This is a genomic window from Streptomyces sp. NPDC053493 (genome assembly GCF_044544825.1).
Lineage (GTDB): Bacteria > Actinomycetota > Actinomycetes > Streptomycetales > Streptomycetaceae > Streptomyces.
This window is the reverse complement of sequence record NZ_JBITXS010000017.1, coordinates 67,734-82,551: the sequence shown is the minus strand read 5'-3', so window position 1 is coordinate 82,551 and position 14,818 is coordinate 67,734. Positions and strand designations below refer to the sequence as shown.

Annotated in this window: 15 protein-coding genes and 1 riboswitch; of the genes, 7 read left to right on the top strand and 8 right to left on the bottom strand. The window is 74.0% G+C overall.

Annotation, left to right across the window (positions count from 1 at the left end; all coding sequences use genetic code 11):
- Positions 1–373: 373 nt before the first annotated feature.
- The 3 genes from ACIGO8_RS31865 to ACIGO8_RS31855 all read right to left on the bottom strand — a co-directional run bounded on the left by ACIGO8_RS31865 (position 374) and on the right by ACIGO8_RS31855 (position 2,473).
- Positions 374–775 (bottom strand): DUF3040 domain-containing protein, encoded by a 402-nt coding sequence (locus ACIGO8_RS31865; RefSeq protein ID WP_399737899.1) that lies wholly within the window; start codon positions 773–775, stop codon positions 374–376.
- Positions 776–1,087: 312 nt separating this feature from the next.
- A complete protein-coding gene (locus ACIGO8_RS31860) occupies positions 1,088–1,876 on the bottom strand; it encodes a methyltransferase (protein ID WP_399737897.1) in 789 nt (262 codons plus the stop codon).
- 66 nt (positions 1,877–1,942) lie between these two features.
- Positions 1,943–2,473 carry an SAV_6107 family HEPN domain-containing protein gene (locus ACIGO8_RS31855; RefSeq protein ID WP_399737895.1) on the bottom strand — a complete coding sequence of 177 codons (531 nt, stop codon included), beginning with the start codon at positions 2,471–2,473 and terminating at the stop codon, positions 1,943–1,945.
- A gap of 158 nt (positions 2,474–2,631) precedes the next feature.
- On the opposite strand from ACIGO8_RS31855, the gene ACIGO8_RS31850 reads away from it, so the two are divergent.
- The 5 genes from ACIGO8_RS31850 (at position 2,632) to ACIGO8_RS31830 (ending at position 8,731) form a co-directional block, all read left to right on the top strand.
- Positions 2,632–3,543 (top strand): ATP-binding cassette domain-containing protein, encoded by a 912-nt coding sequence (locus ACIGO8_RS31850; protein ID WP_399737893.1) that lies wholly within the window; start codon positions 2,632–2,634, stop codon positions 3,541–3,543.
- Positions 3,515–5,602: a YhgE/Pip family protein gene (locus ACIGO8_RS31845; RefSeq protein ID WP_399737891.1), complete on the top strand. Its 2,088-nt coding sequence runs from the start codon at positions 3,515–3,517 to the stop codon at positions 5,600–5,602. The genes ACIGO8_RS31850 and ACIGO8_RS31845 overlap by 29 nt, the downstream gene beginning before the upstream one ends.
- A 37-nt stretch (positions 5,603–5,639) precedes the next feature.
- Positions 5,640–6,248 carry a TetR/AcrR family transcriptional regulator gene (locus ACIGO8_RS31840; protein ID WP_399737889.1) on the top strand — a complete coding sequence of 203 codons (609 nt, stop codon included), beginning with the start codon at positions 5,640–5,642 and terminating at the stop codon, positions 6,246–6,248.
- A 403-nt stretch (positions 6,249–6,651) separates the two neighbouring features.
- Complete coding sequence (locus ACIGO8_RS31835; RefSeq protein WP_399737887.1) at positions 6,652–7,266, top strand: DUF4126 domain-containing protein; 615 nt, start codon at positions 6,652–6,654, stop codon at positions 7,264–7,266.
- A 31-nt stretch (positions 7,267–7,297) separates the two neighbouring features.
- The gene (locus ACIGO8_RS31830; protein ID WP_399737885.1) at positions 7,298–8,731 is read left to right on the top strand and encodes a phytoene desaturase family protein; all 1,434 of its coding nucleotides are present in this window, start codon (positions 7,298–7,300) and stop codon (positions 8,729–8,731) included.
- A gap of 58 nt (positions 8,732–8,789) precedes the next feature.
- Here ACIGO8_RS31830 and ACIGO8_RS31825 read toward each other — a convergent pair whose 3' ends face one another.
- The 5 genes from ACIGO8_RS31825 to ACIGO8_RS31805 all read right to left on the bottom strand — a co-directional run bounded on the left by ACIGO8_RS31825 (position 8,790) and on the right by ACIGO8_RS31805 (position 13,093).
- Positions 8,790–9,590: a hypothetical protein gene (locus tag ACIGO8_RS31825; RefSeq protein WP_399737883.1), complete on the bottom strand. Its 801-nt coding sequence runs from the start codon at positions 9,588–9,590 to the stop codon at positions 8,790–8,792.
- 51 nt (positions 9,591–9,641) lie between these two features.
- Positions 9,642–10,559, bottom strand: a complete 918-nt coding sequence (gene metF / locus ACIGO8_RS31820) for a methylenetetrahydrofolate reductase [NAD(P)H] (RefSeq protein ID WP_399737881.1) — start codon at positions 10,557–10,559, stop codon at positions 9,642–9,644.
- 159 nt (positions 10,560–10,718) lie between these two features.
- Positions 10,719–11,369, bottom strand: a complete 651-nt coding sequence (thiE, locus tag ACIGO8_RS31815; RefSeq protein WP_399737880.1) for a thiamine phosphate synthase — start codon at positions 11,367–11,369, stop codon at positions 10,719–10,721.
- A gap of 94 nt (positions 11,370–11,463) precedes the next feature.
- Positions 11,464–11,829 (bottom strand): Rv2175c family DNA-binding protein, encoded by a 366-nt coding sequence (locus tag ACIGO8_RS31810; RefSeq protein ID WP_399737878.1) that lies wholly within the window; start codon positions 11,827–11,829, stop codon positions 11,464–11,466.
- Between the two features lie 43 nt (positions 11,830–11,872).
- On the bottom strand, positions 11,873–13,093 hold the full coding sequence (locus ACIGO8_RS31805; protein ID WP_399737876.1) for an NAD(P)/FAD-dependent oxidoreductase: 1,221 nt from the start codon (positions 13,091–13,093) through the stop codon (positions 11,873–11,875).
- 245 nt (positions 13,094–13,338) lie between these two features.
- A riboswitch (TPP riboswitch) is annotated at positions 13,339–13,451 on the top strand.
- Here ACIGO8_RS31805 and thiO point away from each other — a divergent pair.
- Both thiO and thiS read left to right on the top strand, forming a co-directional pair.
- Positions 13,449–14,609 (top strand): glycine oxidase ThiO, encoded by a 1,161-nt coding sequence (thiO, locus tag ACIGO8_RS31800; RefSeq protein ID WP_399737874.1) that lies wholly within the window; start codon positions 13,449–13,451, stop codon positions 14,607–14,609. (Overlaps the previous riboswitch by 3 nt.)
- Positions 14,606–14,818 (top strand): sulfur carrier protein ThiS, encoded by a 213-nt coding sequence (thiS, locus tag ACIGO8_RS31795; protein WP_399737872.1) that lies wholly within the window; start codon positions 14,606–14,608, stop codon positions 14,816–14,818. Before thiO ends, thiS begins: the two co-directional genes overlap by 4 nt.

Genomic DNA, 14,818 nt, shown 5'->3' with positions numbered 1-14,818 from the left:
GAACGCGCCCGCAAGGGCGCCGTCCCGTGTGCCCACCCGTCCCGCCCCAGCGGGACGAATGCCCACACGGAGGTGACACGGCGCGCCGCGCAAGCGGGCGCGGCCCGCACGGGGGTGGATCGGCGCGCCGCGCAAGCAGGCGCGGCCCGCGGCGCAGGGCGAAGCCCGCAAGGGCGCGGCCCGCCGGGAAGCAGGCGCCACCCGCACGAGGCCGGGCGCGGGTCCGTACGGGCGTGGGCGCCGCCCCACGGGGCGGGGGCGCGAGGGGGCGCCGCGCAAGCAGGCGCGGGCAGGGCCTGGAGGGCGGCGCGCGAGCGGGCGCAGGGATGGGTGTGGGCCCGCACCTGGGGGTGCGGGCCCATGGGGGCTTGGGTTAGTGGGGGCCGCCCTGTTGTTCGTCGCGGCGGCGCTGCCACCGTTCTTCGATGCGCGTCATCATCGAGCGTCGCTGTCGGGCCTGACGGCCACCACCACCGGCGGCCCCCCGCAGCTGCTCTCCCGGCTTCGGCGCCTTGCGCCATCCGGTGACCGCGAGGACCGCGCAGCCCAGCATGACGAGGAATCCCACCACGCTGATCCAGATCTGCTGGGCGACCATTCCGGCCATGAGGAGCGCGATACCCACCAGGAAGCCGGCGACTGCCTGGTAGACCCGTCGCCGGGTGTACGTACGCAGTCCGCTTCCCTCGAGCGCTGTCGCGAACTTGGGATCTTCGGCGTACAGCGCTCGCTCCATCTGCTCGAGCATTCGCTGCTCGTGCTCCGAGAGCGGCACGGAGTCCTCCTCGTCGTCGGTCGCGGGGGCGACCGGATTGCGGCCCTTTCAGGATAGGCAGGGAATCGCCCCCGTGAAACCCGCCCTCAATGCCAAATCGCCAATCCGGGCCGCCATGCGGTTCGGATGCTGAGGCGTTGATTCCCCAGCCCCCTCCCCGTCATGCCGGATGGTGTCCCCCGATCATACGGGGACAAGTCCCCGTCCGGGCGGGCTGTGGCGTACTCCATGCGCGACTGCGTCGCTGCTCAGCGCATACGGCGGCGCCCCGGCGCGCATGGCTCCGGGGCGCCTCCGTGCGGGTGGCGGGGCTCAGTCGCGCTTCTCGCCCAGGACGTGCAGCTGGGTCGCGACGGCGTGGAAGGACGGCAGCTCCGCGGCCGCCGCCTCCAGCTTGAGCAGGGCCTCGGCGGCGCCGGGCTCGGTGTCGACGAGGACGCCGGGGACGAGGTCGGCGAAGACCCGCACGCCGTGCACCGCGCCCACCTCGAGGCCGGCGTCGGCGGCGATTTCGGTGAGCTGGTCGGCGGTGAAGCGCCGCGGCACCGGGTCGCCGTCGCCCCAGCGGCCGGCCGGGTCGGTCAGGGCGTGCCGGGCCTCGGTGAAGTGGCCGGCGAGGGCTCGGGCCAGGACGGCGCCGCCGAGCCCGGCGGCGAGCAGGCTGAGGCTCCCGCCGGAGCGGAGCGCGGCGACCGCGTTGCGCACGCCCTCGGCCGGGTCGTCCACGTACTCCAGGACGCCGTGGCACAGGACGATGTCGAAGCCCTCGCGCCCGACCACGTCGAACAGGCCGCGGATGTCGCCCTGGACACCCTGCACGCGGTCGGCGACGCCGGCCTCCGCGGCCCGCCGCTCCAGGGCGAACAGGGCGTTGGGGCTGGGGTCGACGACGGTGACGCGGTGGCCGAGCCGGGCCACCGGCACCGCGAAGTTGCCGGAGCCGCCGCCCGTGTCGAGGACATCGAGGCTGTCCTTCCCGGTGGCCTTGACCCGCCGGTCGAGGGCGTCTTTGAGGACGTCCCAGACGACGGCGGTGCGCAGGGAGGCGCGCGACGGGCGCGTGGTCGCCTCTCGACCGGAGGCGGGGGAAGGGTCCGACACGGCTGTTGACTCCTCGGTGACGGGTACGAACGCCTCCACCCTATGGCCTCGGGCGGGATCTCCCGATCATCCCGCCGCCTCCTCCGGTCCCGGCTGGCGCGGCAGCACCGGCTGGAGCACGAGCAGCCGCTCGACCAGGCGCAGGAAGACGGCCGCGTCCCTGAGCAGGTCGTCGGCGTCCCGCCGGCCGGCGGCTCCCGCGATGCCCGCTTCGGCGCGGGCCCGGCGGTCGGCGCCGGCGGCGAACAGGGCGCTCCATTCGGTGAGCTCGGGGGCTATCTCGGGCAGCACCTCCCAGGCGCTGCGGATGCGGGCCCGCTTGCGGGGATCGCGCTCGGGGCGGCCGCGGGCGGCGAGCACCGCGGCGGCGGTGCGCAGGGCGGCGAGGTGGGCGGTGGCGTAGCGCTCGTTCGGCACGTCGAGCGCGGCGGCCTCGTCGAGTCCGGCCCTGGCCTTGGCGAGCAGGTCGAGGGCGGCGGGCGGTGCCGAGGTGCGGCGCAGGACCGGGTGGATGTCGGACGCGGGTCCGGGCTGGGCGGGGGCAGGGCGACCGGTGGAGCGGCGCCGGGGCGTGGCTGCGGCGGAGTGGCCGGCCATGACGAGCCTCCTGTCGTCGGGTGACGGCGCTGTGGCCGTATGTGTTCATCGTGCACGGCCCCACTGACAATCAGGTTGACCTGGTCTTTTGCCTCTTCGCCTACGAACGGGTAACTTTTTGCACTGACCGGTCAGTTCAAAAGTTCCCAGGGGGGATCGTGGAAGCGAACCCGGACGAGCCGCACGGCGCCGCCGTCGTCGCGGACGGCTTCGGCCTGAAGGGCCCGCGCGGCTGGGCGTTCCGCGGGATCGGCCTCGACGCCGCGCCCGGGACCCTCGTCGCGATCGAGGGTCCGTCCGGCTCGGGCCGCACCTGTCTGCTGCTCGCGCTCACCGGCCGGATGAAGGCCCACGAGGGCCACGCCGAGGTGGCCGGGCTGCGGCTGCCGCGCAAGATGGCGGCCGTGCGCCGGATCAGCGCCCTCGGCCACGTGCCCGGCGTCAGCGACCTCGACCCGGCCCTCACCGTCGCCGAGCACCTGCGCGAACGGGCCCTGCTGCAGCGCCGCTTCGACGGCTCGCTCAAGGCCCTGCTGCGGCGGCCGGCCGAGCGCTCCGCCGCCGCGCGGGCCCGGATCGACGAGGCCCTGGCGGCCGCCGGTCTGGACGTGGCCACGCTGCCGAAGGACGAGCGGACCGCCGTACGCGACCTGGAGCGCCTGGAGGCGCTGCGCCTGTCGATCGCGCTCGCCCTGATCGGCCGGCCCCGGCTGCTCGCCGTGGACGACACCGACCTCAAGCTCTCGGACGCCGACCGCGCCGAGGCCTGGGGCCTGCTGCGGTCCGTCGCCGCGTCCGGCACCACCGTCCTCGCCGTGTGCAGCGAGGCCCCGGAGGGCGCCCTGCGGATCTCCACGGCCGGCACCGCCACGGCCGACGCCCCGGCGCCCCAGGCCGACACCGCCCCGGCCGACAGCTCGGCCGACACCTCGGCCACGGCCACCCCGGCCGGCGCCCCGGCCGGCAGCACCGAGAAGCCCGACACCACCGAGAACACCGAGACCACCAAGAACACCGACAAGTCCGAGGAGGGGGACGCCGATGCGCTCGCCGAAGCTCGCCGCGCTTGAGCTGAAGCGGTTCGGCAGGGGGAAGCTCCCGCGCGCCGCGATGGTCGCGATCCTGCTGCTGCCGCTGCTGTACGGCGCGCTGTACCTGTGGTCGTTCTGGGACCCGTACAGCAGGCTCGACAAGATTCCCGTCGCCCTCGTCAACGAGGACAAGGGCGCCACCACCGGCGGCCAGAAGATCACCGCGGGCGCCGACATCACCAGGAGCCTGCGCGACAGCGCCGTCTTCGAATGGCACGAGGTGAGCGACGCGGAGGCGCGCGAGGGCGTCGAGGACGGCACGTACTACCTGTCCCTGACCATGCCCGCCGACTTCAGCGAGCGGATCGCCTCCAGTTCCGGCGACTCCCCCGAGACCGGCGCCCTCAAGGTCCGTACGAACGACGCCAACAACTACATCGTCGGCCAGATCTCCCGCACGGTCTTCTCCGAGGTGCGCACCGCCGCCTCCACCAAGTCATCGCGGCGCTTCCTGGACAAGATCTTCATCTCCTTCTCCGACCTTCACGACGCCACCGCCGAGGCGGCGAAGGGCGCCGGTGAGCTCAAGGACGGCGTGGACAAGGCGAAGGCCGGTTCCAAGAGCCTGGCCGACGGCCTGAAGGACGCCAAGAAGGGCAGCGGCAAGCTGGCCTCGGGCATCACGCAGCTCGACAAGGGCTCCAAGGACCTGGAGGCGGGCGCCCGCCAGGTCGCGGGCGGCACCCAGCAGCTCGCCGACAAGGTGAACCGCGAGGCGGCCAAGGTCCGTCCCTATCTGGCGAACAACGGCAAGTCGATCCGTGACACCGCCAAGCTGGTCTCCGACTCGGCGACCGCCGTCCGGCACAACCTGGACGACCTGGTGCGCCGTGCGCCGGTCGCCCGCAGCGCCGCCCACCAGGCCGACCAGGACCTGTCCGCGTACTACCGCGAGCACTGCGTCAACAGCCTCCTCAAGGACGCCAAGGGCTGCGAGCTGCTCAAGAAGGCCTCCGTCTCCGCCCACGACGTGGCGACGATCGCCGACGACCTGCACGAGATGACCAAGGACAGCAAGGGCGACCTGAAGACCCTCGACGCCCGGCTCGCCAAGCTGAAGAAGGACGCCGACGAACTGGCCCGGCGCGCCCCGCACCTCGACGAGGACGTCGAGGGCGCCATCAAGAAGATCAACGAGCTCAACGCCGGCGCCCACAAGGTCGCCGAGGGCGCCGACCGGCTGCACACCGGCCTGACCAGCGCCCGTTCGGGCTCGGCCGGCCTGGACACCGGTGTCGGCAAGCTGAAGAAGGGCGCGGGAGAGCTCGACGGCGGCATGTTCAAGCTGGCCGGCGGGTCGGGCGAACTGGCGACCGGCCTCAAGGACGGCGTGAGCAAGATCCCGGACTACGACAAGCAGGACCGCGACCGCCGCACCGAGGTGATGGCCGACCCGGTCAAGCTGGCCGCCCAGTCGATGCACAAGGCGCCCAACTACGGCACCGGTTTCGCCCCGTACTTCATCCCGCTCTCCCTCTGGGTCGGCGCGATGGTCGCGTACATGATCATCCAGCCGCTCAACCGGCGCGCCCTCGCCGCGGGCGCCTCCGCCTGGCGGATCGCGCTCGCGGGCTGGCTGCCGGTCGCCGCGATCGGCGTCCTCCAGGTCGGCGCGCTGATGTCCGTCCTGCACTGGGGCCTCGGCCTGCAGATGGCCAGCGCCGCCGGCACCGTCGGCTTCCTCGCCCTGGTGACCTGCTGCTTCGCCGCCATCATCCAGTGGCTGAACGCCCGCTTCGGCGCGGCCGGACGCATCCTGGTGCTCGCGGTCCTGATGCTCCAGCTGACCTCGGCGGGCGGCACCTATCCCGTCCAGACCAGCCCGGGCTTCTTCAACGCGATCCACCCCTACCTCCCCATGACGTACGTGGTCGGGGCGCTGCGCCGGCTCATCACGGGCGGCGGCGTCGGACCGGTCTGGCAGGCGGTCGCCGTGCTCACCGCGTTCACCGTGGGCGCGCTCGCGCTGACCGCCGTCTCCGCCCGCCGCAAGCAGGTGTGGACGCTGGACCGCCTCCACCCCGAACTGTCGCTCTAGGGCCGGGAACTCCGGCGGACCTGTGAGAATCGAGCCCATGGACAGCAGCAGCACCAGACGGCAGGCGACCCGCGCCAAGCTCTACGAGGCGGCCGTCACGCTCATCGCGGAGCAGGGTTTCTCGGCGACGACGGTCGACGAGATCGCCGAGCGGGCGGGCGTGGCGAAGGGCACGGTCTACTACAACTTCAAGAGCAAGACCGAGCTCTTCGAGGAGCTGCTGCGCCACGGGGTCTCGCTCCTCACCGCCTCCCTGAAGGCGGCGGCCGAGGAGACGGCGGAGCGGGGCGGCACCCGGGTCGAGGCGCTGGACGCGATGATCCGGGCGGGCCTGGTCTTCATCGACCGCTACCCGGCCTTCACCCAGCTGTACGTGGCCGAGCTCTGGCGCACCGGACGGGCGTGGAACTCGACGCTCCTGGTGGTCCGTCAGGAGGCCGTCGCGGTGGTCGAGGACGTGCTGCGGGAGGGCGTGGCGGCGGGTGAGCTGAGCGACGAGATCGACGTCCAGTTGACCGCCGCGGCGCTGGTCGGCATGGTCCTGGTGGCGGCGCTCGACTGGCAGGCCTTCCAGAGCGAGCGCTCCCTGGACGACGTGCACGCGGCGCTCTCCCTGCTCCTGCGCGGCCGCGTGGGCGGCCGCTGACCGCGCCGCCGCACGGCACCCGTCGAAAGCCCGCCCGTCAGAAAGCCGCCCGCCGGAAGGCCGCCCGTCAGAAGGCCGAAAGGCCGACGAACGGCACACCCAAAGACACCGCGCAAGACACGACGAAAAGGCGCCGGTCCGGCGAGGCTCGATCCCCCCGAGCCTCGCCGGACCGGCGCTTGTTCCCGTGCCCACCGCACCTTTCGGTGCGCCCCCGGGGCACCCCCGTTCCCCCCGTACCGGCAGGCGCGCGGCCCCGTTCCGCCGCCCCGTGCCGGCGGTCCCGGAGCCGCGCCCCTTCCGTGCGGTCCACTCTTCCTTCCGCGCAGGTCACGGCCCATCCGCGTACCTACTCATCTCACGCCCTAGGTACGGATACTCAGAGCTGGCTACGATCGCGGACGTGTCCGTACTCCCCCTGGTCTTCACGAGCGGCTGGGCGAGCGGGATCAACGCGTACGCGGTGGTCCTGCTGCTCGGCGTCTTCGGCGCCACCGGGCTCACCGACGAGGTGCCCGAGGCCCTGCAGCGGCCCGACGTCCTGATCGCCGCCGGAGTCCTTTTCCTGTGCGAGGCGGTCGCGGACAAGATCCCGTACGTGGACTCGGTCTGGGACTCGGTGCACACGGTGGTCCGGCCGGTCAGCGGGGCGGTGGTCGCGGCGCTGCTCGCGGGTCAGTCCGGTTCGCTGCCCGAGCTGGCGGCGGGCGCGGTGGGCGGTTCGACGGCCCTGATGAGCCATCTCGTCAAGGCCGGGACGCGGATGGCGGTCAACACCTCGCCGGAGCCCTTCTCCAACATCGCGCTGTCCACGGCGGAGGACCTCGGCGTCGCCGGAATCATCACCTTCGCCCTGTTCCATCCGGTCGCCGCGGCGGTCGTCGCGGCCGTGCTGCTCGTCCTCGGGCTGGCGATACTGGGCTTCCTCGCCCACCGCATCCGCCGTTTCCTGCGCCGCAGGGCCCAGCGCCGCGAGGAGAAGCGGCTGGCCGCGGCGGCGCGGCCACCTTCCGGCTGAGGTGTCGGCGGGGGCCGATAAGGTCCCTGACATGGCACGGATTGTGGTGATCGGCGCGGGGCTCGGCGCCATGGCGGCCGCCGCGCGGCTGGCCGTGGCGGGCCACCGCGTGACGGTGTACGAGAGCGGCTCGACGTACGGCGGTGGCGTCCGCCGCTTCGAGCGCGACGGCTTCGGCTTCGACACCGGTCCCGGTCTGCTGCACCTGCCCGCCGTCTGGCGCGATCTTTTCGTCAAGACCGGCAAGCAGCCCCTGGAGGAGTGCGTGACGCTCGGCCAGGTCGATCCGGCGAGCCGCCATGTCTTCGCCGACGGCACCCGTGCCGACCTGCCGAACGCCTCGCGCGCGGGCACGGCCGCCGCGCTCGACGCGGCGCTCGGCGCGGGCGCCGGCGAGCGCTGGGGCGCGTTCATGGTGCGGGCCCGCGAGGCCTGGGACCGCACCCGCAGGCCGCTCCTGGAGGAGCCGCAGCCCGCCGACCTCGCCCCGCTCGGCCGCGAGCCCTATCCGGCGGCCAAGGCCGGTCTGCTGCGCCGCCCGACGACCACGCTCGCCCAGGTCGGGGCCCGCGAGCTGCGCGATCCGCGGCTCGCCGCGCTCCTCGACGCGTACGCGTGGGGCTACGGCTTCGACCCGGCCACCGCCCCGGCCGCGGCGGCCGTCCTGCCGTATCTGGAGCAGACCTTCGGCAGCTGGTACGTGGCCGGCGGCATCCGGGCGCTGGCCGACGCGGTGTACGAGCGCTGCCGGCAGCGGCGGGTGGAGTTCGTCTTCGACGCGCACGTCGAGCGGGTCCTGGAGAAGGACGGCCGGGCGTGCGGGATCGAGCTGGCCGGCGGCGAGAACGTCGAGGCGGACCACGTCGTGTCGGGCGCGCCGGCGCCCTCGCACCACGACGGCGACCGCCGGCTGGCGCCCGAGGGCGTCGCCTCGCGCCCGGACCGGCCGGACGCGACCGGCCGGGTGACGGTCTGTCTGGCGCTGCGCGGAGCACGGGAGTCCGGCGCCGTGCACCGCACGGTCGTGCACGCCTCCGGTGCGCTGCCGACGGTGACGGTGCTCCGGCCCGACGACCCGGCGCTGCGGCCGGACGACGCCCATGAGTCGGTGACGGTGACCGCGACCGTCCGCACCGGCGGCGGCCAGGACTGGAGCGCCGTCGCCGAGCGGATGCTGCGTCAGGCCGGTGCGGCGGTGCCGGAGCTGGGCGAGCGGCTGCTGTGGCGGGAGGTCCGCACGCCGGAGGACACCCTCCGGGAGACCGGCGTCGCCGAGGTGCCCGGCCCCGCCCTCGCGGGCGCGGGCGGGCGGTTCCTGCCGGCGGGCAACGTCTCCCGGCTGCCCGGCCTGTATTTCGCGGGCGGCTGGGCCCACCCGGGCGGCGGGCTCGCCCACGCCGGGATGTCGGGCGCCCTGGTCGCCGGCCTGATCGTGGAGGGCGCGGACTTCCGCGGCTCGCAGTAGGCGGGCGCCTCAGCCGAGGCCGCGCCTCAGGAGCGGCAGGCCTCAGCGGCGGCAGCCCTCAGTAGCGGTAGTGCTGGTCCTCGCCGTAGCCGTACTGCTGCTGTTGCTGGGGCTGCGGCTCGTCGGTGTCCCGCTGCTGCGGCACCCAGACGCCGCCGGGCGGCGTGTCGTAGGTGTACGAGGGCGCGTACGGGTCGGCGTAGGGCTGCTGGTAGCCGCCGTACTGCTGGCCGGGGTCGCCGTACTGCTGGCCGATGTACGGGTCGGAGTAGGCCGCATAGCCGTGCTGCTGGGCGCCCGCGCCGTAGTCGTACGCGGGCTGCTGCTCGTAGCCGCCGGCGTACGGGTCGCCGTACTGCGGCTGCTGCTGGTCGTGATGCTGCTCGTGGTGCTGGTCCTGGTGCTCGTAGGACGTGCCGTACACCGCGTACTGGCCGGTGTCCTCGGGCATCGGCACCGGCTCGTAGACGGCGGTGGTCCCGGCGGCGGTCACGGCCTCGTCGGCCTCCTCCACCGGCTCGTAGGCGAGGTCGCTGACCTCCAGCGTCGGGCCCGCCTTGGCCGCGGCCGGGCCGCCGGACCTGCGGCGGCGGCTGGCGCCCGGGCTGCCGCCCAGCGCCCAGCCGGTGGAGAAACCGCGCCGGAAGGAGAGGGTCACATAGGTCTGACCGACGGCGAAGGCGGCCGCGCCCAGGACGATGACCAGGACCGACGGCAGCAGCACGCCGACCACCACGCCGAGGAAGCCGCTGAAGGCGAGCAGCCGCCAGCGCAGCCGCGCCTTGTACTGGAGCAGCACCTCACCCAGCAGCCACAGCGCCACGACACCGAACGCGATGTAGAGGACCGTCCACCCCATGCCCGCCCCTCTCCTACGGCCACCGCCGCGGGTCGGGGCGGGTACGACCGGTCACGACTGCTCGTGCAGTCCGAGATTCTCGTAGATCTCGAGCGTCGCCCTGGAGTTGTTCAGCGTGATGAAGTGCAGTCCGGGGACACCCTCGGAGAGCAGCCGCGCGCAGAACTCCGTCGCGAACTCGATACCGATGGAGCGTACAGCGGCGGGATCGTCCTTGACGGCGAGGATGCGTTCTTTCACGTCCGCGGGGAAGACGGCGTTGCTGAGCTGGGGCAGCCGCTCCAGCGTCCGCACGCTCACCACGGGCATGACCTCGGGGATGATCGGCGTCTCGCAGCCGGCCCGCTGGACGCTGTCGCGCAGCCGCAGATACGCCTCCGGGTCGAAGAACATCTGGGTGATGGCGTAGTCGGCGCCGGCCCGGCACTTGTCCACGAAGTGGCGGACGTCGGTGTCCCAGTCGTCGGACCGCGGGTGCATCTCGGGGAAGGCCGCGACGCCGACGCAGAAGTCGCCGGACTCCTTGATCAGCCGCACCAGGTCGGCGGCGTAGCGGACGCCCTCGGGGTGCGCGACCCACTCGCCGAGCGGGTCGCCCGGCGGGTCGCCGCGGACGGCGAGCATGTTGCGGATGCCGGCGTCGGCGTACTGGCCGAGGATGTTGCGCAGCTCGGCGACGGAGTGGTCGACGGCGGTGAGGTGGGCGACCGGCGTGAGGGTGGTGTCGGAGGCGATCTTCTGGGTGGCCTTGACGGTGCCGCCGCGGGTGGTGCCGCCGGCGCCGTAGGTCACCGAGACGAAGCTCGGCGCGACGGCCTCGATGCGGCGCATGGCGTTCCAGAGGCTCTGCTCGCTCTTCTCGGTCCGGGGGGCGAAGAACTCGAAGGAGTACGAGGTGCCACCGGAGGCGAGGATGTCGCGGACCGTGCGAGCACGGTCCGAGCGGACGGAAGCGGTACCAAGGGCCATACGGGCAGGTTAGACGGGGTCCAGGTCCGGGTGAAGCCGAGTCCGCGTTGTGGACACGTTTCGAGACAGCCGCGGACCGGGAGGCTCGGGCCGGGGGCTCGGGCCGGGGCTCGCCAGCGGGCCCCGGAGCGCGGTCCGGGGCAGGTTCGCCCGTTCGGCTCAGGCGGAGCGTTCGCGGATCCGCTTGGCGAGCGAGGCCGCGGCGGCGCCCGGGTCGTCGGCCTCGGTGATCGCGCGGACGACGACGATCCGGCGGGCGCCGGCGTCCAGGACCTCGTCCAGGTTGGTCTCGTCGATGCCGCCGATGGCGAACCAAGGCCGGTCCTGGGCCAGGCCCGCGGCGTACCGCACGAGGCCGAGTCCCGGCGCGTACCGTCCGGGCTTGGTGGGAGTGGGCCAGCAGGGCCCGGTGCAGAAGTAGTCCACGCCCGGCTCGGCGGCGGCCGCGGCCACCTCCTCCTCGGCGTGGCAGGAGCGGCCGATCAGCACCTCCTCGCCGAGGATGGCGCGGGCGGCGGGCACCGGCAGGTCGCCCTGGCCGAGGTGAAGCACGTCGGAGCCGATGGCGTGGGCGACGTCGGCCCGGTCGTTGACGGCGAGGAGCTTGCCGTGGCGGCGGCAGGCCTCGGCGAGGACGGCGAGGTGTTCCAGCTCCTCGCCCGCCTCCATGCCCTTGTCGCGGAGCTGTACGACGTCGACGCCGGAGGACAGCACGGCGTCGAGGAAGGCGGGCAGGTCGCCCTGGCGCTTCCGGGCGTCGGTGCACAGATAGAGCCGGGCGTCGGCGAGCAGCGCGCGAGGCGTGGACATGGTGTTTCCCCCCGTCGGGTGGTGCGGGTGCCGGGCCGGCCGGTGGGACCGGCCCGGCACCCGCGGGTGGTGTCTGGTGCTCGGCTGACGTGTGTCAGACGGCGAGCGCCTGGGCGCGGCGCTTCACCTCCGTGCCGCGATTCTCGCCGAGGGCCTGCGCCGGGGTGCCGGGCAGGGTCGGGTCCGGAGTGAAGAGCCACTCCAGCATCTCTTCGTCGGTGAAGCCGTCGTCCCGCAGGAGCGTCAGGGTGCCGACGAGGCCCTTGACGACCTTTCCGCCCTGGATGAAGGCGGCCGGCACCTGCAGCGCCTTGTTCTCCCCACGGCGGACGGCGATGAGCTGGCCTTCCTTCACCAGCTGCCGCACGCGGGTCACCTCGACGTCGAGCATTTCCGCGATGTCGGGGAGGTAGAGCCAGGCAGGGACGAGAGCATCGATCTTTGCGTCAATCTCGGTCACGGGACAAGCGTGCCATCCCGGACTGACAGTCGGTAGTCGGGCCCTACCGGACTGCCGCCTTCAGAGGTACGGACGGGTCGGCGGCCCTGGCCGGGTCGAGCGGCGTGCCCTGCTCGATCAGCCTGCGGCCCTGGGCAAGGTCGCGGGGCCGGCCGACGGCGAGCAGGGCGACGGGCACCTCGTCGCGCAGCCACAGCACGCTCCAGGCCGGGTCGGCCGGGTCGCCGCGCCACAGCAGCGTGTCGCCGGCCGGATGGTGGCCGGCGTACTGGACGAAGCGGCCGAACTGCTCGGACCAGAAGTAGGGCACCGGGTCGTAGGGCTCGGGCGGCGCGGCGGGCCCGCCGACGATGTCCGCGGCCACGGTGCGCGGGCCCTGGAGGGCGTTGTCCCAGTGGTGGACGAGGAGCCGTTCGCCGTAGCGGGCGGAGGGGAAGGAGGCGCAGTCGCCGACGGCGTAGACGTCGGGCAGCGAGGTGCGCAGCCGGTCGTCGGCGGTGAGCGCGCCGCTCGGGTCGAGGGCGGCGCCGGAGCCTTCGAGCCAGCCGGTGGCGGGCCGGGCGCCGATGCCGACGACGACGGCGTCAGCGGGCAGTTCGCGGGGCGCGCCGGTGCCGTCGGCGTCGCCGCTGTCCGCGGTGAGCACGACCCGGCCCTGTTCGACGTGCTCCACGCGCGCGTGGAGCCTGAGTTCGGCGCCGCTCTCGGCGTACCAGGCGGCCATGGGCGCGGTCACCTCGGCGGGCAGCGCGCCGGCGAGGGGCCGGCCGGCGGCCTCGACGACGGTGACGGCACAGCCGGCCTCGCGGGCGGCGGTGGCGAACTCGGCGCCGATCCAGCCGGCGCCGACGACCACGATCGTGTGGCGGTCGCGCAGGACGGGTGCCAGGCGGGCGGCGTCGTCGAGGGTGCGGAGCAGGTGGACGCCGGCGACGCCCTCGCTGCCGGGCAGGGTGAGCGGGTGGGCGCCGGTGGCGACGACGAGGACGTCGTACGGGACGGGGCCGGCCTCGGTGTCGATCTCGTGGTCGGCGGCGCGCAGTCCGGTGACCTCGACGCCGAGGCGGAGCGCGACGTCCAGGGCCTCGAAGTCGACGTCGAAGGCGGAGTCCTCGGCCTTGCCGAGCAGCACCGCCTTGGACAGCGGAGGCCGGTCGTAGGGCTGGTGGGGCTCGGCGCCGATCAGGGTGACGGGGCCGGTGAAGCCCTGTTCGCGCAGGGCGACGGCGGTCTGGACGCCCGCCATCCCGGCGCCGACGATCACGACGTGCCGCCCGGCCCGCTCCGCTACGGGTTCCGAGGCCGGTTCCGGTGCCGGTTCAGATGTGCGCCCGCCTGCCAGTTCGGGCGTCCGTGCGCCCGTCGGCTCCTGCGTCCGCCCGCCCGCCGGCGGGCGCGTCTGCTGCTGCTCACTCTGCTCGCTCACCCGCCCACTCTATTCAGCTGACGGGTCGTCAGGAAGGGAGGGCCCCTGTGGCGGTCCGCCGACGGCGGCTAGTCTGGCCGCCGTAGAGCACTCGCGGGAGCCCGGACGCACCGGGCTGAGAGGGAGGCTGGCCGGCCTCCGACCGTACGAACCTGATCCGGGTCATGCCGGCGAAGGGAGGGGCTGGACGCCCATGTCGCGTACACGCACATCCGACGTTCTCGTCATCGGGGGCGGCATCATCGGCCTGGTCACGGCCTGGCGGGCCGCGCAGCGCGGACTGCGCACCGCCGTGGCCGACCCCGAGCCGGGCGGCGGGGCCGCCCGGGTGGCGGCGGGCATGCTCGCCGCCGTCACCGAACTCCACTACGGCGAGGAGACCCTCCTCGGCCTCAATCTCGAGTCCGCCCGGCGCTATCCCGGCTTCGTCGCCGAGCTCGCCGAGGCCACCGGCCACGACGTCGGCTACCGGGCCTGCGGCACCCTGGCCGTCGCGCTCGACGCCGACGACCGCGCCCATCTGCGCGAACTCCACGCCCTGCAGACCCGCTGCGGGCTGGCCTCGGAATGGCTCAGCGGCCGCGACTGCCGCCGCCTGGAGCCCCTGCTGGCGCCGGGCGTGCGGGGCGGGCTGCGCGTGGACGGCGACCACCAGGTCGACCCGCGCCGGCTCGCCGACGCGCTCGTCACCGCCTGCGAACGCGCCGGAGTGGTCTTCCACCGCTCGGCGGCCGAGCGGCTCACGGTCGTACGGGACCGGGCCCGCGGCGCGCTGCTCGCCGACGGCACCGCGCACGAGGCGGAGCAGGTGGTGCTCGCCGCGGGCAGCCTGAGCGGCCGGCTCGACGGCGTGCCGGCGGACGTGCTGCCGCCCGTACGGCCGGTCAAGGGCCAGGTGCTGCGGCTGCGGGTGCCGCCCGCGTACGCGCCGTTCCTGTCCCGCACCGTGCGCGCGGTCGTCCGCGGCAGCCACGTCTACCTGGTGCCGCGCGAGAACGGCGAACTGGTCGTCGGCGCCACCAGCGAGGAGCTCGGCTGGGACACCACGGTCACCGCCGGCGGCGTGTACGAGCTGCTGCGCGACGCGCACGAGCTGGTGCCGGGCATCACCGAGCTGCCGCTCACCGAGACCCGCGCCGGGCTGCGGCCCGGCTCTCCCGACAACGCGCCGCTGCTCGGCCCGAGCGCCCTGCCCGGACTGCAGCTCGCCACCGGCCACTACCGCAACGGGGTGCTGCTCACCCCGGTCACCGGCGACGTCATGGCGCAGGCCCTCACCACCGGCACGCTGCCGGACGAGGCCCGCGCCTTCACCGCCCGCCGCTTCTCCCCCGCACCCCTGGAGCACGCATGAACGCGTCGTTGTCCGTCTCCGTGAACGGAGAGGTCCGCGTCTTCGAGGACCCGCTGTCGCTCGCCGCCCTCGTCGCGACCCTCACCGCCGCCTCCGCCGGCGTCGCCGCCGCCCTCAACGAGACCGTCGTCCCGCGCGGCGAGTGGGCCACGACGCTGCTCGGCGACGGCGACCGGGTCGAGGTCCTGACCGCGGTGCAGGGAGGCTGA

Bases quoted from the DNA above. Each gene is read 5' to 3' on its own strand.
- ACIGO8_RS31855 (WP_399737895.1), bottom strand. From the start codon at position 2,473: ATGGCCGGCCACTCCGCCGCAGCCACGCCCCGGCGCCGCTCCACCGGT.
- thiE (WP_399737880.1), bottom strand. From the start codon at position 11,369: ATGTCCACGCCTCGCGCGCTGCTCGCCGACGCCCGGCTCTATCTGTGC.
- thiS (WP_399737872.1), top strand. From the start codon at position 14,606: ATGAACGCGTCGTTGTCCGTCTCCGTGAACGGAGAGGTCCGCGTCTTC.
- ACIGO8_RS31840 (WP_399737889.1), top strand. From the start codon at position 5,640: ATGGACAGCAGCAGCACCAGACGGCAGGCGACCCGCGCCAAGCTCTAC.
- ACIGO8_RS31845 (WP_399737891.1), top strand. From the start codon at position 3,515: ATGCGCTCGCCGAAGCTCGCCGCGCTTGAGCTGAAGCGGTTCGGCAGG.
- ACIGO8_RS31830 (WP_399737885.1), top strand. From the start codon at position 7,298: ATGGCACGGATTGTGGTGATCGGCGCGGGGCTCGGCGCCATGGCGGCC.
- ACIGO8_RS31825 (WP_399737883.1), bottom strand. From the start codon at position 9,590: ATGGGGTGGACGGTCCTCTACATCGCGTTCGGTGTCGTGGCGCTGTGG.
- metF (WP_399737881.1), bottom strand. From the start codon at position 10,559: ATGGCCCTTGGTACCGCTTCCGTCCGCTCGGACCGTGCTCGCACGGTC.
- thiO (WP_399737874.1), top strand. From the start codon at position 13,449: ATGTCGCGTACACGCACATCCGACGTTCTCGTCATCGGGGGCGGCATC.